General features: G+C 67.7%; 25 protein-coding genes and 1 pseudogene. 6 read left to right on the top strand and 20 right to left on the bottom strand.

Features of this window, described 5'->3' with window-relative positions:
• Positions 1-82: 82 nt before the first annotated feature.
• From QQK49_RS18475 to QQK49_RS18430, 10 genes are all read right to left on the bottom strand, one after another.
• Positions 83-970: an ABC transporter permease gene (locus QQK49_RS18475; RefSeq protein ID WP_284305254.1), complete on the bottom strand. Its 888-nt coding sequence runs from the start codon at positions 968-970 to the stop codon at positions 83-85.
• Positions 960-1,856, bottom strand: a complete 897-nt coding sequence (locus QQK49_RS18470) for an ABC transporter ATP-binding protein (protein ID WP_284305253.1) — start codon at positions 1,854-1,856, stop codon at positions 960-962. Before QQK49_RS18470 ends, QQK49_RS18475 begins: the two co-directional genes overlap by 11 nt.
• A gap of 209 nt (positions 1,857-2,065) precedes the next feature.
• Positions 2,066-2,191 (bottom strand): hypothetical protein, encoded by a 126-nt coding sequence (locus QQK49_RS18465; RefSeq protein WP_284305252.1) that lies wholly within the window; start codon positions 2,189-2,191, stop codon positions 2,066-2,068.
• Positions 2,192-2,452: 261 nt separating this feature from the next.
• Complete coding sequence (locus tag QQK49_RS18460) at positions 2,453-2,578, bottom strand: hypothetical protein (RefSeq protein ID WP_284305252.1); 126 nt, start codon at positions 2,576-2,578, stop codon at positions 2,453-2,455.
• 278 nt (positions 2,579-2,856) lie between these two features.
• Positions 2,857-2,973, bottom strand: coding sequence for a keywimysin-related RiPP (locus QQK49_RS18455; RefSeq protein ID WP_284305251.1), 117 nt, complete (start codon positions 2,971-2,973; stop codon positions 2,857-2,859).
• Positions 2,973-3,095, bottom strand: a complete 123-nt coding sequence (locus QQK49_RS18450) for a hypothetical protein (protein WP_284305250.1) — start codon at positions 3,093-3,095, stop codon at positions 2,973-2,975. The genes QQK49_RS18455 and QQK49_RS18450 overlap by 1 nt, the downstream gene beginning before the upstream one ends.
• Before the next feature lie 13 nt (positions 3,096-3,108).
• Positions 3,109-3,579 carry a lasso peptide biosynthesis B2 protein gene (locus tag QQK49_RS18445; RefSeq protein WP_284305249.1) on the bottom strand — a complete coding sequence of 157 codons (471 nt, stop codon included), beginning with the start codon at positions 3,577-3,579 and terminating at the stop codon, positions 3,109-3,111.
• Entirely contained in the window at positions 3,576-3,836 is a 261-nt protein-coding gene (locus QQK49_RS18440; protein ID WP_284305248.1) for a lasso peptide biosynthesis PqqD family chaperone, read from the bottom strand. Before QQK49_RS18440 ends, QQK49_RS18445 begins: the two co-directional genes overlap by 4 nt.
• Before the next feature lie 27 nt (positions 3,837-3,863).
• The gene (locus QQK49_RS18435; protein WP_284305246.1) at positions 3,864-5,705 is read right to left on the bottom strand and encodes an asparagine synthase-related protein; all 1,842 of its coding nucleotides are present in this window, start codon (positions 5,703-5,705) and stop codon (positions 3,864-3,866) included.
• A gap of 218 nt (positions 5,706-5,923) precedes the next feature.
• Positions 5,924-6,097 carry a hypothetical protein gene (locus tag QQK49_RS18430; RefSeq protein WP_284305245.1) on the bottom strand — a complete coding sequence of 58 codons (174 nt, stop codon included), beginning with the start codon at positions 6,095-6,097 and terminating at the stop codon, positions 5,924-5,926.
• 143 nt (positions 6,098-6,240) lie between these two features.
• On the opposite strand from QQK49_RS18430, the gene QQK49_RS18425 reads away from it, so the two are divergent.
• The 4 genes and pseudogenes from QQK49_RS18425 (at position 6,241) to QQK49_RS18410 (ending at position 10,985) form a co-directional block, all read left to right on the top strand.
• Positions 6,241-7,308 (top strand): transaldolase family protein, encoded by a 1,068-nt coding sequence (locus tag QQK49_RS18425; RefSeq protein ID WP_284305244.1) that lies wholly within the window; start codon positions 6,241-6,243, stop codon positions 7,306-7,308.
• A gap of 26 nt (positions 7,309-7,334) precedes the next feature.
• Positions 7,335-9,268: pseudogene (iolD, locus tag QQK49_RS18420) on the top strand (3D-(3,5/4)-trihydroxycyclohexane-1,2-dione acylhydrolase (decyclizing)).
• 9 nt (positions 9,269-9,277) lie between these two features.
• The gene (locus tag QQK49_RS18415; protein WP_284305242.1) at positions 9,278-10,036 is read left to right on the top strand and encodes a sulfite exporter TauE/SafE family protein; all 759 of its coding nucleotides are present in this window, start codon (positions 9,278-9,280) and stop codon (positions 10,034-10,036) included.
• A 73-nt stretch (positions 10,037-10,109) separates the two neighbouring features.
• Positions 10,110-10,985: a TIM barrel protein gene (locus QQK49_RS18410; protein WP_284305241.1), complete on the top strand. Its 876-nt coding sequence runs from the start codon at positions 10,110-10,112 to the stop codon at positions 10,983-10,985.
• Between the two features lie 90 nt (positions 10,986-11,075).
• On the opposite strand, the gene QQK49_RS18405 is transcribed toward QQK49_RS18410, so the two are convergent.
• On the bottom strand, positions 11,076-12,545 hold the full coding sequence (locus QQK49_RS18405) for a sugar porter family MFS transporter (RefSeq protein ID WP_284305951.1): 1,470 nt from the start codon (positions 12,543-12,545) through the stop codon (positions 11,076-11,078).
• 297 nt (positions 12,546-12,842) lie between these two features.
• On the opposite strand from QQK49_RS18405, the gene QQK49_RS18400 reads away from it, so the two are divergent.
• Positions 12,843-13,103 (top strand): hypothetical protein, encoded by a 261-nt coding sequence (locus tag QQK49_RS18400; protein WP_284305240.1) that lies wholly within the window; start codon positions 12,843-12,845, stop codon positions 13,101-13,103.
• Positions 13,104-13,493: 390 nt separating this feature from the next.
• Here QQK49_RS18400 and QQK49_RS18395 read toward each other — a convergent pair whose 3' ends face one another.
• From QQK49_RS18395 to QQK49_RS22980, 9 genes are all read right to left on the bottom strand, one after another.
• Positions 13,494-13,703, bottom strand: coding sequence for a hypothetical protein (locus QQK49_RS18395; protein ID WP_284305239.1), 210 nt, complete (start codon positions 13,701-13,703; stop codon positions 13,494-13,496).
• Between the two features lie 433 nt (positions 13,704-14,136).
• Positions 14,137-15,132 carry an ABC transporter permease gene (locus QQK49_RS18390; RefSeq protein ID WP_284305238.1) on the bottom strand — a complete coding sequence of 332 codons (996 nt, stop codon included), beginning with the start codon at positions 15,130-15,132 and terminating at the stop codon, positions 14,137-14,139.
• 39 nt (positions 15,133-15,171) lie between these two features.
• On the bottom strand, positions 15,172-16,713 hold the full coding sequence (locus tag QQK49_RS18385; protein WP_284305237.1) for a sugar ABC transporter ATP-binding protein: 1,542 nt from the start codon (positions 16,711-16,713) through the stop codon (positions 15,172-15,174).
• A gap of 105 nt (positions 16,714-16,818) precedes the next feature.
• The gene (locus QQK49_RS18380; protein WP_284305236.1) at positions 16,819-17,847 is read right to left on the bottom strand and encodes a sugar ABC transporter substrate-binding protein; all 1,029 of its coding nucleotides are present in this window, start codon (positions 17,845-17,847) and stop codon (positions 16,819-16,821) included.
• A 163-nt stretch (positions 17,848-18,010) separates the two neighbouring features.
• Positions 18,011-18,880, bottom strand: coding sequence for a sugar phosphate isomerase/epimerase family protein (locus tag QQK49_RS18375; protein WP_284305235.1), 870 nt, complete (start codon positions 18,878-18,880; stop codon positions 18,011-18,013).
• A 41-nt stretch (positions 18,881-18,921) separates the two neighbouring features.
• Entirely contained in the window at positions 18,922-20,115 is a 1,194-nt protein-coding gene (locus QQK49_RS18370) for a Gfo/Idh/MocA family protein (RefSeq protein ID WP_284305234.1), read from the bottom strand.
• Positions 20,116-20,187: 72 nt separating this feature from the next.
• On the bottom strand, positions 20,188-21,192 hold the full coding sequence (locus QQK49_RS18365; protein ID WP_284305233.1) for a Gfo/Idh/MocA family protein: 1,005 nt from the start codon (positions 21,190-21,192) through the stop codon (positions 20,188-20,190).
• A 27-nt stretch (positions 21,193-21,219) separates the two neighbouring features.
• The gene (locus QQK49_RS22985; protein ID WP_348536233.1) at positions 21,220-21,747 is read right to left on the bottom strand and encodes a TIM barrel protein; all 528 of its coding nucleotides are present in this window, start codon (positions 21,745-21,747) and stop codon (positions 21,220-21,222) included.
• The gene (locus QQK49_RS22980) at positions 21,687-22,151 is read right to left on the bottom strand and encodes a sugar phosphate isomerase/epimerase family protein (RefSeq protein ID WP_348536232.1); all 465 of its coding nucleotides are present in this window, start codon (positions 22,149-22,151) and stop codon (positions 21,687-21,689) included. Before QQK49_RS22980 ends, QQK49_RS22985 begins: the two co-directional genes overlap by 61 nt.
• 165 nt (positions 22,152-22,316) lie before the next feature.
• Between QQK49_RS22980 and QQK49_RS18355 the strand changes: the two genes are divergently transcribed.
• A complete protein-coding gene (locus QQK49_RS18355; RefSeq protein ID WP_284305232.1) occupies positions 22,317-22,538 on the top strand; it encodes a hypothetical protein in 222 nt (73 codons plus the stop codon).
• The last annotated feature ends 1 nt before the right edge of the window (position 22,539 follow it).

Here is a 22,539-nt window from a genome sequence, read left to right as displayed (position 1 = left end):
CGTACGGACGACCGGGGCCCGACCGTGTGGTCGGGCCCCGGTCGTCGTCGCGCGAAGGCCGACGAGATGGTGATGCCCGGGCTCAGCCCGGCTGGAGGGTGCGGTCGGCCGGCGGAGTGCTCGACTCCGAGGGGACGACCTCGTCGGGAAGCCGCTCGGCACGGACGATCTGCCGAGGGATCCGGCTACCCGCCTGCCGCCGGGCGCCGCGCCGCAGGACGAACACCGCGAGCAGGACCCCGATGAAGCTCCAGGCACCGAGCACCATGTGGATTTGTGCGGTCCACCAGGACTGGCCGATCTCGGCGGCCACGGCCGCGTCGTTCAGCATCGTCGAACGGATGGCCAGGCCCAGCCAGTAGATCGGCGAGCACTGCCCGGCCACCTGCATCCACTGGGGTTGTCCCGCGAGCGGGTAGAAGACACCCGACACGCTGACCAGACCCATCAACCCGAGCGAGACGAAGCTGAGGTTGCGCGGGTTGCGGATCGACGAGCCGAGGATCGCCCCGAACGGCAGCGTCGCCATCAGACCCAGGGGCAGCAGCCACAGCAGGCTCACGGTGTTGCGCAGATTCGCGTCCAGGAGATCCGGGTACATGATCGCGGCCACGACCAGGACGAACGCGAAGGTCAGCACCGTCAGGGCGATCTGGTTGCCGACCTTGCCGACGAGGTAGGAGTGGATGCCGTAGGGGATGGACTTCGCCCGCATCAGCGTGCCGTCCTCACGCTCGGCGATGAGGTTGGTCGCCAGCCCCATGACGCCCGTGAACACGATGTTCATGGCGAGGATGCCGGGCACGGAGTAGCTGCCCAGCGAGCTGCCCTGCACGTCGATGCCGCGCAGGAAGTACATCACCACGAGGGCGATCATCGGAAAGAACAGGTAGTGGAAGACGAGGCCGAAGCTCTGACGGAACTCGATGATCCCGCGGCTCAGGCCGTTGCGGAGGACGTCAGTGAGCATGGGTGATCATCGGTCCTTCCTGGATGGTGGTGAGCGCCTGCGCGTCGGCCAGTTCGTCGTCGACGGCGCGGATCATCTGCAGGTAGGCGTCGTGGAGGCTGAGCGGCCGCACCACGAGATCGGTCGCGTCCGGTCGGGCCGTCAGCACCTCGCGCACGTAGGACGTCGCGTCGGTGACGGTCTCGGTGTGGACCAATCCGCCGCAGCGATAGGAGACCTGCGTCCCCCAGGCGTACTTGTGGGCGATCTCGGCCGTGGTGCCGCGCACGACGATCCGACCTCCTACGAGGATGGCAACGGAGTCGGCGAGGAGTTCGGCCTCACCGAGATCGTGGGTGGTCAGGATGATCGCCATCTCCGTGTCGCGCGAGATCGAGCGGATCAGGTCGTGGAAGAGTTGGCGAGCCTCGGGGTCGAACCCGACCGTGGGCTCGTCGAGGAACAGCAGTTCGGGATTTCCGACGAGGCCGATGGCCACGTCGAGCCGGCGCCGTTGCCCGCCCGAGAGCTGCCCGACCCGTGCCTCCGCCTGCGCGGTCAGACCGACGAGTTCCAGCAGCTCGTCCGGATCGTAGGGGCGGCGCTCGGGGATGGAGAAGCGCCGGTAGTGGGCCGCCATGTGGTGCAGCAGCTGGCGCACCTTCCAGCGGCGGTGGTCGCGCCACGACTGCAGGACGACGCCCATGCGCGCCTGCCAACGCTCGTCACCCCGGTCGGGGTCCACGCCCAGGACTCGCACGGTCCCGTAGGACCGTCGGCGAAAGCCCTCGAGGACTTCGATCGTGGTGGTCTTGCCGGCACCGTTCGGGCCGAGGAGGGCGACGACCTCGCCAGGGGCGATGGTGAGGTCGACACCTTCGAGCACGGTCTTGTCCCCGTATCGCATTCGCAGATCATGGGATTCGACCGCGGGTCGCATCGGTCTGTCGTCGATGGATCGGTGCGAATCACGGCTCATCACATGCATGGTTCATCGCCTATCCTGGTGTTGTCGGTCTCAGGTGTTCGCTGACAGACGCCCACGGGCCGGTGCCGACTTGCCCTCGGCACCGACCCGCGGCACGTCGAGACGCTCGAAGCGCCTGTTCGAGGGGGTCACCCCTCCTTCGAGTGGTCCTCCAGCGGGAGGATGGCTTCGGAGTGCGGGCCGATGAACTCTCCGGTCTGCTCGGCGAAGGCGCCGAGGTCGATGACGTTGGGGGTGTCGTAACGCTTCTGCATGGTTCTTCTCCTTCTGCTGTGGTGGTGCTCGGAGTGGGGTCAGCTCTTGCGGTCGGCGATGGGGTTCCAGCCCTCGGCCTGGAAGCCGACGCCGAAGCCGGTCTCGTCGCTGAACGTGCCGAGGTCGATGACGGTGGGGGTGGTGTAGCGCATGGTGTTCTCCTTCTGCAGTGGTTTCGTGCCGAGATGTCCTACAGGTCGGGTGGCCGGACGACCACCCGGCGTTTGCGTTCGCCGGCTGCGGGGCCGCAGCCGAGGAGGTCAGCCCTCCTTGGAGTGGTCCTCCAGCGGGAGGATGGCTTCGGAGTGCGGGCCGATGAACTCTCCGGTCTGCTCGGCGAAGGCGCCGAGGTCGATGACGTTGGGGGTGTCGTAGCGCTTCTGCATGGTGGTTCTCCTTCTGGGTTGGTTCTGCGGTTCTGTGTGGGCGTGCGAGCGGGTCAGCTCTTGCGGTCGGCGATGGGGTTCCAGCCCTCGGCCTGGAAGCCGACGCCGAAGCCGGTCTCGTCGCTGAACGTGCCGAGTGCGACGGCGGCGGGTGCGGTGTAGGTGCGCATGACGGTCACCTCCTCTCGTGGCGATCGGTGGGTCGGGGCCCGTGACCATGTCGGGCACCGGGGCCCTGCGGCTTCCCGGAGCACGGGGTCACGGGGGTGCGGGGGGCCTCAGACGCGGTCGGGAAGGGCCGTACCGATCTCGACGATCTCGGGGCGGAATCCGAATCCGGTGCGCTCGGCGAAGTTGCCGAGGACGGTGATGACGGGAGCCTGGTAGGTGTTCATCAGGCCCACCGATCGCCGAAGGGGGTCCAGCGTTCCGGCTGGTAGCCGAGACCGAATCCGGTGCATTCCTCGAAGCATCCGAGTCGTGAGGCGAAAGGTGGTGCGTAGGCGGGGAAGTTCATGGGTCTCTCCTGATCACGCGGCGGTCATGGTGGTGGGAGTCGTCGCGGTCGCGGCGGTGGAGGCCGTGGCAGCGGCGGTGACGCTGAAGAAGGTGGAGAAGTCGGAGCTGTTCATCGGCTCGTCGACGATGCGTCCTTCGGACTCGATCCACGCGTGCGCCGTGAACGGCGGCGAGGAGAGGACTCCGACGCACCAGGCGGGCCAGGTTCCGCGCAAGCGGCAGATCAGGGCCGTGGCGATGGACCGTGGGAGGCAGGCCGAGCCGCCTCGGGTGTAGGCGCTCGCGGTGAGGACCGTGTCCCGTGCGGCGCGGGCCTGTTCGTAATCCGCAGGTCGCGCGCCGGCGCTGACAGCGTCGAGGACCGAGCGCAGGACATCGGGCGGGGCGTGGGCGAGAAGTCGAGCGAGGGCGACCGAGGTGCCGACGGCGACACCGTCTCGAAGGCGGACTCGCACCGGTTCGTAGGGCAGGACGTCACTCACAGCAGGCCCACCTTCTGCAACGTCTCGCAGGCGGCGTCGACGTCGCGCCGGGCGACACCACGCTCGATGCCGTAGGAGGCGACCAGGGCATCCGCGGCGTCGTCGCGAGACCCTCCGTCCCGCAAGGAGCGCGTGACGGTCAGGGCGCTGTCGTTGAGATGCCAGTACTGGCCTCGGGACTCATCCAGCATGACGTGTCCGTACTCGGTGGGCACCGTCGTGTATTCGTGACGGCGGGGTGTCTTGCGGAACAACATGGATCTCTCCTGTCGGGTCGTCGCAGGTCAGAGCGCGGCCAGGGCCGGTCGGCATGACGAGTTGCGGAGGAAGACGGCCGCGTTGATGGCCTGGTACACGTGCACGGCGGGCGTCTCCCACTGGTTGGGGCGGGTCGTGCGCAGGAGTGCGTCGCGGTCGATGAGTCCGGTGTCGAAGAGGCGGGCCTCGTCCATCAGCTTCAGCAGGGTCGAGTAGTGGCGGGAGTATCCGCGGACCGACTGTGGCCCGCCGCCCACCTTGGAGGTGCGCATGAGGTAGTCGTTCGGCAGGAGCCCGCGCATCGCCGCCTTCATCAGCGGTTTCCATTCCAGCGGGGTGTCGCGTTCGGTTCGCTGCACGGCCAGTGCCGCCTCGACGATGCGGTCGTCCAGCAGGGGCGCCTCGTAACTGACCTGGTAGGGCTGCCCGAGTTGTGCGGTGCTGCGGACCAGGCGGGACGCCTCGCGGACGAAGAAGACGTCGGCGTGGCCGGCCATGGAGGCGTGCAGGGGTTCGGCCTCGTCCATGACCTCGCGCACGGCGGAGTCGATGAGGGCCCGCGCATCGGAGCTGAGCCACGGTGGCATCGAGATCGGGCTGGACCAGTCGTTCATGCCTGGCGCGGCCGGTGCCCCGGTGTGTTCGCCGGCCGCCCGGTAGGAGTCCGCGAGCCAGGCCCGGTAGGGGCGGCGGTCGGTGAGCGCCCGCAGTGTGCTGAGCATGCCGATGCCGTCGGGGATGTGCTGTCCGCGGGCTCGTCGCCAGGCGGTCAGCGGTCTCTGTCGGGCGATGGAGTGCTCCCATGCCCCGATGCCGCGGAGGATGTGATCGCCACCGAGCCCGTTCAAGTGCATCCGGATGCCTCGTCGGCGATCGTCCTGGAGCATCGCCATGATCCGTGGCCCTGCGGTCACTGCCTGGGTGGGTTCGTCGAAGTGGGCGGCGATGTCGTCGATGCCCTCGTAGAAGTCGACGTACTCGTCGGTGGAGGAGACGACGTGGGTGTGCACGCCCGGCATGGATTCCAGGGCCTTGCGCGCCCAGCGCAGGTCCTCGTCTCCGCCGGGGTCGTCGTTGTACAGCGTTCTCGCGACGACCCCTTGGGGTGACCGGGCCGCGAAGAAGCAGAGTGGGGTGGAGTCCAGGCCGCCGGAGAGATCGCAGGCGACGGACTCCCCGTCGCGGGTGCGGGCGGCGACCCCGGCCTCGAGTGCCTGACGGAAGCGGTCGGCTCCCTCGGCGCGACCGAGGTCGTCGGCGGGCAGGTGCCACCAGGTCCCCTCCCTCACCCTGGTGCCGTCGACACCGATCACGAGATGACGGTCGCCGGGCAGCGGCTCCACCTGGCGCCACAGACCTCGCCGGTCGAGAGGGTGGGGCAGCGTGGTGAGCAGCCGCAGGGCCAGGGCTGTGGGGTCGATGTCGAATCCGCCGAGTTCGGCCAGCACGTCGGCGCGGTCGGACACGACCCGGATGCCGCCGATGCGGGAGGACCACAGGCGACGGGACTCCATCGCCTGACCGGCCGCGAACAGCTCTCCGTCGATCGAGCCGATCGTGACGTAGCTGCCGGCGTGCCCGCTGCAGACGGCCGTGAGGTCGGTGGGGCGGCGCGCGCTCGCCGCGACACGGTCGAGGTCGGCCGTGGTGGCGCTGCTCGTGCCGACGACGGCGACGGCGTTGGCGCCGGCCCTGCCGGTGACGACCCGATCGGTCGTGACGTGCCCGACGATCCAGGGACGCCCCGAGGCGTGGTGGAGCATCGTGCTCGTGACGTCCTTCAGCCTTGCCGCCACTCCGCCGGCGGCGGGGGTGTCGGGCAGGGCGACGAAGAACGAGCGACTCGTCGGCATGGTCGAGACGTCCATCCCACTCTCCTTCTCGGTTCAGGCGGTGCGACTCCCGACGTCGCCCGAACCAGTGGGTCCGGATCGTTCGGGGGCTTTCGAACTGACTCCAGATTCCTTGGAGGAGAGGGTGCCCCGCGTCATACCGGACGTGGACTTGCGTCCTACCGGGGTAGGACATCGGATCCGGGCGCCCGGGGGTGGCGTCCAGAACGGCACGGACCCAGGACACGTTGCTCCTACCTGGGTGCGCGGATGTAGCGGGCCGCCCGTCGTTCGCCGATGAGGGCCAGTTCGCCTGCCTCGACGAGCTTCTTCAGCAGGCTGCGTGCCTGGAGTGCGGTGACCGAACACAAGTCGGCCACCTGGCCCCGCGTGATGCTGCCGTAGGCGTCGACGTACTGGAGGATCATCTGCCGCTGTTGAAGCGGGTCCGCCGCTCGGATGTCCGCGGGGAGACACGCAGATCATCAAAAATGTAAAGACAATAGATTGACAGGGGGAGCGCGGGCTGATGGGATGGCTTCAGCCGACCAACCTCGACGTGGAGGATTCGATGTCCCACAGCAGGCCGCTCAACACGATGGTCGAGAACGGTCCCACCGTCCTCTGGAACGACTCCGCCAACCCCGAGGAGTTGAAGGAGTCGATCAGCTACGGCGCGGTGGGTGCCACGTGCAACCCCGTCATCGCCCTGGCCTGCATCAAGGCCGACCTACCGCGCTGGTCGGCACGCATCCGCGAACTCGCGCAGGAGATGCCGACCGCCGGAGAGTCCGAGATCGGGTGGAAGGTCGTCGAGGAGGTCTCCATCGACGCGGCCGAGCTCCTCATGCCCGCCTTCGAGAAGTACAAGGGCGTGAACGGGCGGCTGTCGATGCAGACCGACCCCCGCCTGCACCGCGACGCCGACGCCCTGGTGCAGCAGGCTGTCCACTTCGACAGCCTCATGCCCAACACGATCGTCAAGATCCCCGCCACCAGCACCGGCATCGTCGCCATCGAAGAGGCCACCTACCGCGGCGTGTGCATCAACGTCACCGTCTCCTTCACGGTGCCCCAGGCCGTCGCCGCCGGTGAGGCCATCGAACGCGGATTGAAGCGCCGCGAGGCCGAAGGTCTCCCCGTCGACGAGATGGGCCCGGTCGTCACCATCATGTGCGGCCGCCTCGACGACTGGCTCAAGAAGGTCTACGAGAAGGAGAAGCTCTGCTTCGACCCCGGATATCTCGAGTGGGCCGGCGTCGCCGCCTTCAAGGAGGCCTACCGGATCTTCGGCGAGCGCGGACTGCGCGCCCGGCTGCTCTCGGCCGCGTACCGCAACGCGTTGCAGTGGACCGAGTTCGTGGGCGGCGAGGTCGTCATCTCCCCGCCGTTCGCGTGGCAGCAGCGGTTCCAGGGCAGCGGCATCGACCCCGAGCCCCGCATCGACGTCCCGGTCGACGCGCAGGTGCTGGAGACCCTCAAGACGATGCCGGAGTTCCGCAAGGCCTACGCGGTCGACGGGATGACCCCGGAGGAGTTCGACGACTTCGGAGCCACGCGCACGACCCTGCGCCAGTTCCTCCAGGCGGACGCCGATCTCGACGCACTCGTGCGTGACATCCTCGTCCCGGCACCCTGAGCGTCACCTCGACACCGGAGGATCACATGACCACCACCTCGCAGACGGTGCGTCTGACCGTCGCCCAAGCACTCGTCGTCTTCCTCTCCAGGCAGTTCTCCGAGCGTGACGGCGTTCGACGACGCCTGATTCCCGGGTGCTACGGGATCTTCGGTCACGGCAACGTCGCCGGAGTCGGGCAGGCGTTGCTGCAGGCCGAACTGGGTGAGTTCGACGTCCCGGACGTCGCCGGCGGTGAGACGATGGTCGACCTGCCGTACTACCTCGTGCGCAACGAGCAGGGCGGCGCCAACGCCGCGGCCGCCTACGCCCGCACGACCGACCGGCTGCAGACGATGGCCGTCACCACCTCGATCGGCCCGGGCGCGACCAACCTCGTCACCGGGGCGGCGCTCGCGACGACCAACCGGGTGCCCGTGCTGCTGCTGCCTTCGGACATCTTCGCCACCCGCCATCCCGACCCCGTGCTGCAGCAGCTCGAGGACCCCACCAGCCTCGACGTGTCGGTCAACGACGCGCTGCGGCCGGTGTCGCGGTTCTGGGACCGGATCAACCGGCCCGAGCAGCTCATCCCCTCCGCGCTCGCGGCCATGCGGGTGCTCACCGACCCTGCCGAGACCGGCGCGGTGACGATCTGCCTGCCCCAGGACGTCCAGGCCGAGGCCTACGACTGGCCGGTGGAGTTCTTCCGCACACGGGTGTGGCGGGTCGCGCGTCCGGAGCCGGAGCCCGCGCTCCTGGACCAGGTCGTCGAGCAGATCAAGGCCGCCACGGCCCCGCTCGTCGTCGCCGGCGGTGGCGTCGTCTACTCCGAGGCCTCCGAGCAGTTACGCGAATTCGCGCGGGCCACCGGCATTCCTGTCGCCGACACCCACGCGGGCAAGGGCGCGATCGACGCCGATCACCCGAGCTCGGTCGGTGGCGTCGGCTCGACCGGCACCAGCGCCGCCAACGCCCTGGCCCGCGAGGCCGACCTCGTCATCGGTATCGGAACCCGGTACTCGGACTTCACGACCGCCAGCCACACGATCTTCGCGAACCCGAAGGTGCGGTTCGTCAACGTCAACGTCCTCGCCATGGACGCGGCCAAGCACTCGGCGACCTCGGTCGTCGCCGACGCCCGCGCCACGCTCACCGCCCTCACCGAGCGCCTGTCCGGGTGGAGCGTCCCGCAGGAGTACCGGCAGCGGGCATCCGACCTCGCCGCCGAATGGCGGGAGGTCACGCAGGAGTGCTACCACCGCGACCACACGCCACTGCCCGCGCAGACCGAGGTGTTCGGGGCGCTCAACGAGCTCATGGGCGAGAAGGACGTCGTCATCAACGCCGCCGGCTCCATGCCCGGTGACCTGCAGGCGTTGTGGCGCGCGCAGACCCCGGAGCAGTACCACGTGGAGTACGCCTACTCCTGCATGGGATACGAGATCCCGGCGGCCATGGGCGTCAAGATGGCGCTGCACGAGCAGGGCCACGGCGACCGCGAGGTCGTCGCCATCGTCGGTGACGGCACCTACCAGATGATGCCCATGGAGATCGCGACGATGGTCTCCGAAGGACTCAAGGTCGTCATCGTGTTGCTGCAGAACCACGGGTACGCCTCGATCGGCGCGCTGTCGGAGTCGCGCGGCTCCCAGCGGTTCGGCACCAAGTACCGCATGCGTGACGAGTCGGGTCGCCTCGCCGGCGACGTCGTGCCCTTCGACCTCGCGGTCAACGCCGAGAGCTGGGGTGCGACGCTGTTGCGGTGCGACGGGATCGCCGACTTCCGTGAGAAGTACGCCCAGGCCGCGGCCAACGACCGCACGACGGTGCTCTACATCGAGACCGACCTCACCGGACCCAACCCGCCGGCCTCCGCGTGGTGGGACGTGCCGGTCAGCGAGGTGTCGGAGCTGGAGAGCACGCGGACGGCCCGCGAGGAGTACCTCACCGAGAAGGCCCCCAGCGGCACTACCTGTGACCTGCGGTGATGACCCAACTGGGGGTCGACGCCCTCGGGTGGGTCGTCCTCGCAGCAGGAGCGTTGCTCGTCGGACTCGGCAAGACGGCGATCGGTGGCGTGGTGACGATCTCGGTCGTCGCGTTCGCCACGGTGCTGCCGACACGCGAGTCGACGGGCGTGCTGCTCGTGTTGCTGATGGTCGGCGACGCGATCGCGGTGTGGACCTACCGCCGGGATGCCCACCTGCGGCTGCTGAGCCGGCTCATCGCGCCGGTGCTCGTCGGTGTGGTTCTCGGTGCGCTCTTCCTGGCCTGGGCGCCGGAGCTCTGGGTCGCGCGGGTCATCGGCGGGATCGTCGTGGCGATGGCGGCGGTCGAGATCGTCCAGCGCCTGATCAGGAGGTCCGCCCGCCCGGCGGCACCTCGGGCGATGTCGCGGGCCGTCGGCCGCGGGTTCGGGTCGATGGCGGGGTTCACGACGATGGTGGCCAACGCGGGCGGGCCGGTCATGAGCCTGTATCTGCTGCGCGAGAACCTCGCGGTGCGGGGATTCGTCGGCACGTTCGCGTGGTTCTTCGCCGTGGTCAACGTCGTGAAGCTGCCGTTCAGCATCGGGATCGGGTTGCTGCGTCCCGAGCGCCTTCCGCTCATCCTCACCCTTGTGCCCTGTGTCGTCCTCGGCGCGATCGCCGGCCGGATCCTCGTCGGGCGCATCCGCAGGGACGTCTTCGAGTGGGTCATCCTGCTCACCGCGCTCGTCTCGGGCATCGCCCTGATGCTCCGTTGACCCCTTCGTCGCCGACGCTCATCACCGCGACCGGCGTCCGCCCACCTCCACCCACGAGAAAGGTCCACCGACCATGAAGATCGCGACAGCGCCCTGCAACTGGAACAACGGGGACATCCCGGACTTCCGGCCGTACACCGCCCCCGGGCAGATGATGGACGAGATGGTCGAGGCGGGGTACACCGCCACCGAGTGGGGCCCGGGCATGCCCGACGACCCGGCCGTGGTGCGCGAGGAGATGTCTGCGCGCGGCCTGTCCATGGTCGGCGCGTTCGTGCGCCTGGGCTACCGCGACCGGGAGGCCTGGGACGAGGCCGACGCCGCGGCGCTCGCCGTGGCCGAGCGGGTCAAGGCCGCGGGCGGGACGATCCTCGTGGCCGCCGAGCTCGGCGACGAGCGCCGCGACGCTGAGGCCGGGCACGTCGATGAGTCCCGCGGTCTGACCGACGAGCAGTGGCGCAACCTCGCCGACGGCCTCGCCCACCTGGCCGACCTCCTCGAGCCGATGGGCATGAAGGTCGTGCTGCACAACCACGTCGGCACCTACGTCGAGACCGCCGCGGAGACAAGGCGATTCCTGGACGAGACCGACCCGGCCAAGGTCGGCTGGTGCCTGGATGTGGGCCACCTCAAGTACGGCGGCGGTGACGCCCTGGACTTCCTGCCCACCTACGGTGACCGCGTCGCGCACGTGCACCTCAAGGACGTCGACCCCACGGTGCTCGCCCGCGCCCAGGAGGAGCGGTGGAGCTTCGGTGACGCGCTGCGCGGCATCATCTTCCCCGAGCTCGGCGACGGCCTCGTGCCGATCCCCGAGATCGTCGCCGACCTGCAGCGCCGCGGCTACGACGGCTGGTACGTGCTGGAGCAGGACACCACCCACAAGCACCCCAAGGACGCCGCCGCCATCAACCTCGAGTACGTGCAGGGTCTGCCTGACGCAGGATGAACGCAGCGATGAATGCGGGATCGGTGCTGCCATGGCAACACCGATCCCGCATTCGTTCCTGCATCGATCCGGGCCGATCGGCCGGTCGCCTCAGCGGAACTCGCCGCGGGAGAAGGACTCCTCCAGCTGCTCCAGGGAGCGTCCGCTGGTGTTGGGGAGGAACTTCCAGAGGAACCCGATGACCACGAGGCCGAGGACGAAGAACAGGCCGAACATCGCCTGTAGGCCGAAGGTCTGGGTGATGACGGGGAAGGAGAAGGTGAGGGTGGCGTTCATCAGCCACATGCACAGGATGCTGATCCCCATGCCGAACCCGCGCAGGCGCAGCGGGAACATCTCCGAGAGGCACACCCACACCGGGGCGTTGAGGGCCATCTGCATGAAGAAGACGAACGTCACGCAGAGCACGAGGATCACGTAGGCGCGGGTGATGCCGGCGGGCATGAGGGCCGCGGTGAGCATGATCAGGCCGTGGCAGATCGTCGTCGCGCAGAAGCCGAAGATGATGAGCTTGCGGCGCTCGACCCGGTCGATGACCCAGAAGAGGCACACCGCGGTACCGATGACGGCCAGGACGCCGTTGGCGACGTTGGCCACGATGGCGGCGTCGGAGGAGAACCCGGCCTGGGTGAGCAGCTCGGTGCCGTAGTACATGATCGAGTTGATGCCGGTGATCTGCTGGGCCATCGCCAGGCCACAGCCGATGAGGATGATCTTGCGGATCCACGGCACCGCCATGTCGCCCCAGCCGCCGGACTGAGCGGCCTGCTCCTCCTCGGCGAGGAGTTCGACCTCGGCCATCTCGGCCCGCGCGCGTTCGTCGGAGCGGATCTGCTGCAGGACCTCGAGGGCCTCCTCGTCCCGGCCGTGCGCGAGGAGCCACCGCGGCGACTCGGGCATCTTCAACATGCCGACGAAGAGGCAGACCGCCGGGATCGCGGCGACGGCGAGCATGTAGCGCCACACGTTGTCGTGGTGACCCCAGACGTTGGCGATGATCGCGTTGATGGCGAACGCCAGGAGCTGACCGAGGACGATCGCCAGCTCGTTGCGGCCGGACAGCGTGCCGCGTCGCTCGGTGGGCGCGAGCTCGGCCAGGTAGACCGGCACGGTGACCGACGCCGCGCCGACCGCGAACCCGAGGACGAACCGCGCGGGGATCATCACCCACAAGGTGGGGGCGAAGACGCAGCCCAGGGTGGACACGAAGAACACGACCGCGATGTAGGTGAGCGCCCGCTTGCGGCCCAGGACGTCGTTCATCCGGCCACCGACGATGGCGCCGACGGCCGCCCCGATGAGCAGGCTGGCGGTGACCAGGCCCTCGGTCCACGGGGTGAGGCCGAAGTACTCCTTCATCGGCTCGAGGGCGCCGTTGATGACTCCGGTGTCGTAGCCGAAGAGCAGTCCGCCGAACGTCGCGACGACCGCGATCAGGGCGAGGCGCCGACTGTGGGGGCCGGGCTGGTCAGGTGGGAGATCGACCGGGGGCTGGTGTGGGAGGGGCCGCCTTGAGACACGGGGTGCTCCTTTGCACGGGGGAACTCGGCTGGCAGTCAGTCAACCCCTCCAAGTCATCAGAGGTCAAGGGTTTGTCAGAACATTGTGTCGTCAGTCTCACGCTCGGTCGCGATCGAGCAGCCTTGGGGCCCGAGAGCCACGTGACCAGGCGCGAACAGACACATCCGGGCACCGCCCCGTTTGATCCGGTCACTGGCGACCCTCTAGACTTAGTTTGTCATTACATGTCGAGTGTCTTCTCGCCCTCGACACCACCTGCCCCGATCGGGGCGCACGACGGCCGTGCAGGACAGGCCGTCACCCGGCTCGTCCTCTGCCGGCCAGAAACGAGGTCTCATGAGCACCATGGTCGCGACGACCACCCACCGCTCCTACTACGCCGGGACGGGCGCCGTCCTCAGCACCATCGACCCCAAGCTGGCGCAGCCGATCGCCACCGGCGTCTTCGCCGTCCTCACGGTGATCTCCGTGGTGGCGGCCGTCGCCCTCGACGCGTGGCAGCTGTACGTGCCCGCCATGGTCTTCCTCGCCGCCTGCGCCGCGGCGTTCGCCGGGATGCCGAAGGAGACCGTGGTCGAGGAGCCGGACTTCCGATGAACACCACCGGCGCAGCCGACGACGAAGGGCCCCCAGCCAGTGCGGCGGGGGCCCTTCTTCATGCGCGAGCCCTCCATGCCGCCGCTTGAGACACCTCGTCGACGGGCGTCGGCCGCGGTGACAGCGTGAGGTGATGGCCGAGATCCCGCTCATCGACCCGCACCACCACCTGTGGAACCTCGACGAAGAACTACTCCCTCTGGCACTCAGACGAGGTGGCGCCCGCGGCGTGGGGCACCTGCGAGGATCAAGAACACACATCGCCATCTGTCAATACGCAAAAACTATAGACACTGATCATTCTTCAGGATGACTTTGCGGAAGATTCCACCCGCTAATGTTGCTCACGCGCCACTTCATCAAGAGTTGCTTATTGCGGACAAGAGTTGCTTATTGCGGACATTTCTGATCACCTTCGGAGTCCGCCTTCCTCTTGCCGATCAAATTCAGTGCAACTTGGACGAGCACGAAGCTGACCGTAGAGATCGCCAGCACCGCTGCAATGTTCACGCCGCTGGTCGCACTGATCACCGACACCGCGATGGCAACTCCAAGAGCGACGAAGTCGCTATTGCGCCTCAAGAAGGAATCTGTAGACATGCGCACCCTTCATCCCATCACCGTCATGTGCGGCACTCTCACTGCCTGTTTTACGTGGACCTAACCAAGAAGAAGCACCCTGGTCTCAACCTCCGAGACAACCTGCCGGCCACCTATCGGAACATCAATACATGGTGTAGCCAGCACCCGGCAGTCTGCGGGATCGCCACTGGTGTCGTGGGTGGGGCCGCCGGAAAGGCCATCTCCAAGGCTTGGAAGGCTCTCACGCTCCTGTTCTGAAACGCAGGCGTGGGCGAACACAGAGACTACCGGGCTTCGTTTGACGCCGTGGGGCTGACGACGAAGGCTATGCCAATGCCCCGCTCGGCAGCCCACCCCCGAGCTCGATCCACACCCCACCACACCGTCCGCACAGCGCCGAGACCGCCGGCGATAACCGGCGGTCTCGGCGATCTGGGGTGCGACGGGGTGGTCAGCGGTTCTTGCGTTCGTCGATGATGATCGCGACCACGATGATCGCGCCCTTGACGACGAGCTGCCAGAACGGGGACACGTTCAGCAGGTCCATGCCGTTGTTGATGACGCCGATGATGAGCGCGCCGACGATGGTGCCCCAGATGGTTCCGACGCCACCGTTGAAGCTCGTGCCGCCGATGACCGTGGCGGTGATGACGTCGAGCTCCATCATGTTGCCGAGCTGCGGGTTACCCGAGCCGATGCGGGCGGACAGGATGATGCCCGCGAGACCCGCGAGAGCGCCGGTGAAGGTGAAGATCCACAGCCGGACGCGGGCGATGTTGATGCCCGACACGTGCGCGGCCTGCTCGTTGCCCCCGATGGCATACGTGTGCCGACCGAAGCGCGTGTAGTTGAGCAGGATGTGGGCGAGGATCGCGCACAGGACGAGAAGGATGACCGGCACCGGGATGCCGAGGATGCTGCCCTGGCCGATGGCGTTGTACCCCGGGGCCAGGCCGGAGATCGGCCGTCCATCGGTGTAGATGAGGGCCAGGCCACGGGCGGCGGTCATCATGCCGAGGGTCGCGATGAACGGCGCGATCTTGAAGAACGACACGAGGAAGCCGTTGACGAACCCGGTCGCGGCGCCGACGAGGATGCCGACGAGCACCGGCAGGATGATCGGCAGTGCCGGCATGTTCGGGTACATCGAGGTCGGCGTGACGATCTGCGCGAGGCTGCACGCGATCACCGCCGACAGGGCGACCGTGGAACCGACCGACAGATCGATGCCGTTGGTGATGATGATGAACGTCATCCCGAAGGCGATGATGCCGATGGGCGCCACCTGCACGATGACGTTCAGCAGGTTGCGGGTCTGCAGGAAGCTGCCGCCGGTCAGAAAGGCCAGGAGGACGACGAATCCGATGAGGATGAAGACGATCGCGTACTTCTTGACGAAATCGCCGAGGCTGAACGGCTCCCGGTCGGGATCCGTCGTCGCGGCCACCGATTTCTCTGTCGCAGGGGTGGACATATCCGTTGTCTCCTAGGCGGTCGCGACCGAGCCGGTCGTTCCAGTGGCGAGTTCCATGATCTTTTCCTGCGTGGCCTCAGCCCTCGACAGTTCGCCGGAGATGCGACCCTCGTGCATGACGAGCAGCCGATCGCTCATCCCGAGCACCTCGGGCATCTCGGAGGAGACCATGATGATGGCCTTTCCCTCCTGCGCGAGCATGGACATGAGGCGGTGGATCTCCGACTTGGCTCCGACGTCGATTCCGCGGGTCGGTTCGTCGATCATGAGGATGTCGGGAGTGGTGAGCAGCCAGCGGGAGATGAGCACCTTCTGCTGATTGCCGCCGGAGAGGTTTCTGATCAACTGGCCCAGGGACGGCGTCTTCAGTGCCAGCGCCTTGCGCTGCTGCTGGCAGACCTCGTTGATCTTGCGGTTCTGCAGAAATCCCCCGGGGCTGTAGCGGGGCAGTGCGGCCATCGACATGTTGTCGCGCACCGACAACACGCCCATCACCCCGGTCTTCTTGCGGTCCTCGGTGAGCAGGGCCAGATCGGCGCGGATGGCGTCCTGGGGTGTGCGGATGTCGACCTTCTTGCCGGCGATCCGGATCTCACCGGATTCGGCGGGGGTGATGCCGAAGAGCGTCTCCAGCACCTCGGTGCGACCGGCGCCCATGAGGCCGGCGAAACCCAGGATCTCGCCGCGGCGCAGCTCGAAGGACACGTCTTTGACCAGGTCACCCCTGTTGAGGTTCTCGACCGAGAGGACGACCTCGCCCATCTCGGCGTCGAGCTTGGGGAAGAGGTGGGTGAGCTCGCGACCGACCATGAGCGTGATGAGCTTCTGATGGTCGAGCTCGGAGGCGGGCTTCGTCGCGACGTGCTTGCCGTCACGAAAGACGGTGATCTCGTCGGAGATCGTGAAGACCTCGTCCATCTTGTGGGTGATGTAGACGATGGCCACGCCCTTGCCACGCAACACGTCGATGATCCGGTGGAGGTGTTCGACCTCGCGCTCGGGAATGGCCGAGGTCGGCTCGTCCATGATGATGATCTTGGCGTCGGTGCTGATGGCCTTGGCGATCTCGACCATCTGCGTCTGGGCCACCGAGAGGGCCTTCATCTGCCTGCGGGGATTGATCGAGATCCCCCAGGTCGAGAAGAGCTCGCGGGTCTGCTTGATCATCTGGGCGTAGGAGATGAGACCGAACCTGCCCCGGGGCTCGCGGCCCAGATAGATGTTCTCGGCCACCATCATCTCCGGCACCGGGGAGAGCTCCTGGTGGATCATGGAGATGCCCATGTCGATCGCGGCCTTGGGACCGTCGACGGTCACCTCGCGGCCCTCGAACATGATGCGACCCGAGGTCGGCTGATAGATGCCGGCGAGGATCTTCATCAAGGTGGACTTGCCGGCGCCGTTCTCGCCCATGAGGGAGTGGACCGTGCCCTCACGGACGACGAGGTCGACGTCCTGCAGGGCCTGGACTCCGGGGAAGGACTTGGAGATGGCCTCCATGCGGAGGAGGACCTCGCCGGGTCTTCCTCCTCGCGGGGGCGGTGTGTCGGACATGGTGTGCCTCACTGCGTCAGGGTCGTGGACGCGGTCCGGCGCTGGGCGCCCCGCGTAGGCGTCGCGGGTGGGCACCGACGACCGGTACCCACCCGCGACCCGGAATCACTTGTTCGCGTACTCCGCCATGTTCTCCGGGGTCACGAGCTCATACGGCACGTTGACGAACGAGGCGACCTCGTCGCCGTTGTACTTCTTGATGACGCTGTCGACACCGCCCGCGCCCTGGCCCTTGGCGTCCTGGAACACGGTGATGTCGAGCTGGCCGTTCTTCATGGAGGCGAGGGCGTCCTTGGTGGCGTCGACCCCGCCGACCTTGACCGCGTCGAGCTTGCCCGCGGCGCGCAGCGCCTCGAGGGCGCCGAGGGCCATCTCGTCGTTGTTGGAGCAGATGGCGTCGATCTGGTCACCGGACTGGATCCAGTTCTCGGTGATCGACAGACCCTTGTCGCGGTACCAGTTGCCGGCCTGCTCGCGGATGACCTTCATCTCGGGGTGCTGAGCGATGACGTCCTTGCAGCCCTGGGTGCGCATCTGCGCGGCCTCCTGGCTGGGGTCGCCCTGGAGGATCGCGATGTTGCCCTTGTTGCCGAGCTGCTCGGCCAGGGCCTCCATCTGGAGCTGGCCGGCGACCTTGGAGTCCGACCCGACGTAGGGGACGCTCGGGTCGAGCGTCGCGGGACGGCGGTTGACGTAGACGAGCGGGATCTTGGCGGCGGTGACGGCGTCGGTCATCGGCTGAGCGGCGTCGGTGTCCTGCGGCAGGATGATGATGCCGTCGACGCCCTGGCTGATGAAGTTCTCCACCTGCCCGAGCTGCACATCGGTCTTCTCCTGCGCGGAGACGATGGTGAGGGTGACCCCGGCCTCCTTGGCGCGGGCCTGCATGCCGTCGGCGACGTTCTGGAGGAACTGGTCGAGGACGGGGAAGGCGACACCGATGCGGAGGTTCTTGCCGTCCTTGGGCTTGACGACCTCCTCCGGTGCGTAGGTGACCGTCGCGCCGGCGGCGGGTTCGGCGGCGCCACCGGTGCCGCCACCACCTCCGGGGGCGGCGGGCGGGGTGGCGGTGGTGCCGCAACCTGCGAGGGCGACGACCAGCGCGACACTGGCCAACTTGAGTCCGTGCTTCATTGCGCAACTCCTGGATGTTCCGAGCCGGTCAGGGCCTCTGCCCGCACCGACGACCACGTCGGCGTGGTCATCTGAGCTGAACGTAGGCAAGGGAGGTGGTGATGTCAATACATTCGCACATGGAAATTGACACGTGGATCGGCGCTCGGCCGAACCCCGGTGATCAACGGCGCAGTTCGCTCTCGATCCGTTCACGCATGCGCACGTGGATCTCGTCCGCGTGCTCCTCCCAGCCGAAGACGCAGACCGACACCGGGCCGTCGTAGTCGGTCTCGCGGAGGTAGCCGAACACGTCGTCCCAGGGGATCTCGCCGTTGCCGATCTCGTTGTGCTGGTGGATGCGGGCGTCCACGCCGGGCGGGTTGACGATGTAGCGGTTGCCCACGTTGGCGAGGTGGTTGAACACGTCGGCGATGTGGACGTGCTTCAGGCGCGGGCCGGCGTAGGCCAGCATCGAGCGCACGTCGGTGCTCCCCTGGCCGAGGTGGAAGGCGTGGGGGCAGCAGAACTCGTAGTTGAGCCAGTCGCGGTCGACGCCCCGGACGATCTGGACCGCGCGGGAGTTCTCCTCGACGAAGTCGTACGGATGCGCCTCGATCGTGCACTCGATGCCGTACTGCTCGAAGTCGGGGATGAGCTCCTCGATCGAGGCGTAGAACGCGGCCTCGCTCTTGAGCGGCTGATTGGGGTCACCCGAGAACTCCGTGGCGATGAGCGGCACCTCGAGCTCGTTGGCGATCTGCAGCAACCGGCGCAGGCAACGCACCGCGTGGCGGCGGTCCGCCTCGTCCGGGGAGGACCAGTTGTAGACGGGGTTGAAGGTCCAGATCTTCACGCCCGTCTCGGCCATCGCGGTCTTGACCTCGGCGATGAGCGCCGTGTCGACCTTGGGGTAGTGGTGCCATTCGTGGAAGTCGGCGCGGGGTGAGAGCTCGAGGTACTCATAGCCCAGGTCGGCGGCCTTGCGGCACTCCTGCGCGACGGACAGGTGGGGGTGGTACATCGACGGGTCGAGCAGGATCTTCACGGCCATGTCGGTCTCCTGACGGCTCGGGGGCGATTTTCTGGCGCGGATCAGAGGGCGTAGGTCGTCGGGCCCTCGACGCGAGGGACGTCGTGCCAGGTGCCGTCGGCGGCGGAGGCCACGCAGGCCTCGTCGCACTCGGCGGCGGCCCAGGCATCGGCGGCCGAGGGCGCGAGTTGCTCGCCGGTGACGACCGACTCGCAGAACAGGGCGCACTCGATGGTCTTCATGTCGTCGAAGCTCATCAGCTGTCCCGGCCCGGGCTGGTAGCGACCGAAGTGGCCGTGCGAGGCGTCGGACATGACGCGCGTATAGCCGTGGTGAGCGGTGTTGTCGGCGTCGACGAGCACGTCGAGGTGCATCTGGTTCTCGTAGTTCCAGCGCACGCTGCCCTGCGTGCCGTACACCTCGATGACGTACTCGGCCCGAGGGCCGTGGGCGACGCGACTGGTCTCGAAGGTCGCCAGCACGCCGGAGTCGAACCGGGCGAGCACCGCGGCGTAGTCCTCGTTGCCCACGGGGAAGCGTTCGTCGGTCACCTCGACCGCGCCGTGGCCGATCGTCGCGCGCAACGCCTTGGGCCGGTCCGCGACGAACGTGCCCGACATCGCCGACACCGACGCCACGCGGTCCGAGAGCACGTACTGGGCCAGGTCGAAGCCGTGGCTGAGGAGATCGCCGAGCACGCCCGAGCCCGCCTGCTCCTTGGAGTACCGCCAGGTCAGGGGGCCGTCCGGGGAAGAGGCGTAGTCGGCGATGAGCCAGCACCGCACGTTGGTGATCCGGCCGAGCCGCCCGCCGGCCACGAGGGAGCGGGCGTGCATCACGGCGGGGGTGTGCCGGTAGTTGAAGCCGACGGCGGTCCGAAGGCCGGCCTCCTCAGCCGCGAGCGCGATGTCCCGGCTCTGCGCCGCACTGACGCCCATCGGCTTCTCGATCCAGAACGGCTTGCCGGCCTCGACGGCGGCCAGTGCCATCTCGTGATGGAGGAAATTGGGGGCGCAGATCGACACGAGGTCGACCTCGGGGTCGGCGAGGAGCCCGCGGTAGTCGGCGTAGGCGCGCTCGAATCCGAGTGCACCCGTGGCCTCCTCGCGAAAGGCGTCCACGGGGTCGGCCGCCGCGACCAGGCGCGGTTCGAGGTCGAACTCCGGGTAGCGCTCGCGGATCTGTTTGTAGGCGCGCGTGTGCAGGCGCCCCATCCAGCCCAGGCTGATCACGCCGATACCGATCCGAGTGGTCATGTCCATGTCCTCGCAGGTGGTCGAGTCGAGTGGGCGGGGCCGCGCCGACGAAGCGCGGCCCCGCCGGGTACGTCAGCTGTACAGGGCCGGCTTGTCGATCATCTCGACGGCGACCGGGCCGTCGGTCTCCAGCGCACGAACCCCGGCGTCGCAGACGCAGGCCGCCGCGTATCCGTCCCAGGTGGTCGAGCCGGTGTGCTCGCCCCGAGCCGCCGCGGTGATCCATTCCTGGACCTCGGTGACGAACGCGCCGTAGAACCGCTGGTTGTGGTCCATCGTCAAGGTGTTGAACCGCCCGAGCGTTCCGGTGCGTTCGATCGCGTGCTGATCCGAGAGGCGGATCGTGCCGAGCTCGGCCACCGCTTCGCACTGGATGTCGTAGGAGTGCTGGTTGTTGACGAACACCTCGTCGTCGATCCAGACCCCCGACTCCGACTGCATGATGACCATGAGCGGATCCTGCAGGTGCTCGAAGCGGTGGCTCGTCTTCTTGGGCTTGTCGACCCGCACCGAGACGATCTCCTCCTCGAGCAGCCACCGCATCGTGTCGATCTCGTGGATCGCGGTGTCGTTGATCGCCATGTCCCACGTGTAGTGCGCGGGCACGGTGGGGTTGCGGTGCCGGTTGTGCACGATGAGGGTCTCGCCGACTTCACCGGAGTCCAGCAGCGCCTTCATCTCGCGGTAGCTGCGGTCGAAGCGGCGCATGAACCCGACGGTGACCAGGCGCCGACCGGCCTTCTGCTCGGCCTCCATGATCCGTAGTGCGGCGTCGGCGGTCGGGGTCAGCGGCTTCTCGCAGAAGACCGGCTTGCCGGCCTCGATCGCGGCGATGACGTCGGGCTCGTGGCCGGGGCCGTGGCTGCAGATCATGATCGCGTCGACCTCGGGTGAGGCGATGAGTTCCTCGCTGCTCGCAAAGCCGGTGACGCCGTACTTCTCCGAGACGGTCGCGACGTTGTCGGCGGCGATGTCGGAGACGCCCGCGATCTCACCCCCGGCGATGACGGTGCGGATGCGGTCGAGGTGGGCCTGACCCATGCCCCCGGGGCCGATCATGCCGATGCGCAGTGCCATGTCAGTTGCTCCTTCTCGTCGCCGAGGTCACTTGAGGCCCAGGCCGCACTCGGCCAGGTACTCGCGGGTCCTGATCGCGTTGGGCAGGGGGTAGCTCGGGTCGCAGGGGTACATGTCCTGCTCGGTGATGACGTAGAGCTCCTTGTCGAGGTCGGCGAGGGCCTCGATGAGCCCGGGCATCTTGGGCTCGCCGGCGGGTGGCGCGACCGAGCAGCCCTTGGCGACGGCTTGCCCGAACGGCCAGTCGTCGTCGTGTGCCTGCTTGACCAGCGAGGCGTCCATCGCCTTGATGTGCACGTAGTCGATGCGCTCGGGGTAGTCCTTGATGATGTCGATCGGGTCGGACTGCCCGTAGACGATGTGGCCGGTGTCGAGGCAGAAGCCCACGTAGTCGGGGTCGGTGGCGCCGAAGATGCGGTCGATGTCCTCGCGGGTCTCGATGTGGCTGTCCCCGTGCGGGTGGAGCACCATCTTGAGGCCGTAGTCGTTCTTCATCATCCGGCCCAGGCGGTCGGCGTTGCGGATGTACAGGTCCCACGCCTCCGGGGAGAGCACCCGGTCGTCGGTGAACTCCCACGTCTTGTCGTCGCGGAAGAGCGGGGGAGGTGGACGACGTACTCGGCACCGACGGCGGCGTGGGTCTCGCCGATCGCGCGGAACGTCTTCTCGGTCTCGGCCCAGGCCTCCTCCTTGTGCAGGATGCCCCAGCCGGTGCCGGCGACGACCTGGAAGCCGTGGTCGTCCATCACCGTCTTGAGTTCCTTGGGGTCCGTGGGGAAGTACCCGAACGGCCCGGTCTCCATGATCGAGAACCCGGCCTCGGCCATCTCGGCCAGGGCCGTCCGCCAGGGGATCTGCTTCGGGTCGTTCGGGAACCACACGCCCCACTGATCGGGGCACACGCCGATCGCGAGCTTGGAGAAGCGGGGGTCGGTGTTGCGGGCCTTCGATTGCGCCATCGGATCTTCCTCCCCGGGGCGCGCGCCCCGGCGTCGTCGTTGACAGCCTGTGCGGCTCAACCTACCCGATGAGTATGTTCGGTCAATAGATCATTCGGCACAATGTCATCTCGTCCCTGGCGCGGTGGTTGTCCCGCGTGCTCACCGGGTGCCACGATGGCGCCCATGCCCGACCAACCCCCGTCGCGACGACGCACCATGAGCGTGGTCATCCAGATCCTCGCCGCGATCTTCGTCGCGGAGATCTCGATGAAGCACCTGCCCGCCGAGGTCCGGGCGCAGGGGTGGACCCCGACCGCGTACGCCATGGTCGGGGTCTGCCTCGCCATCGTCGGGGTGGTGCTGTGGAGCATGGTCCGGCAACACCGTCGTGCACGCGCGGCGTGAG

Source organism: Mobilicoccus caccae (genome assembly GCF_030161635.1).
Lineage (GTDB): Bacteria > Actinomycetota > Actinomycetes > Actinomycetales > Dermatophilaceae > Mobilicoccus > Mobilicoccus caccae.
This window is presented reverse-complemented; position numbering and strand designations above follow the sequence as displayed.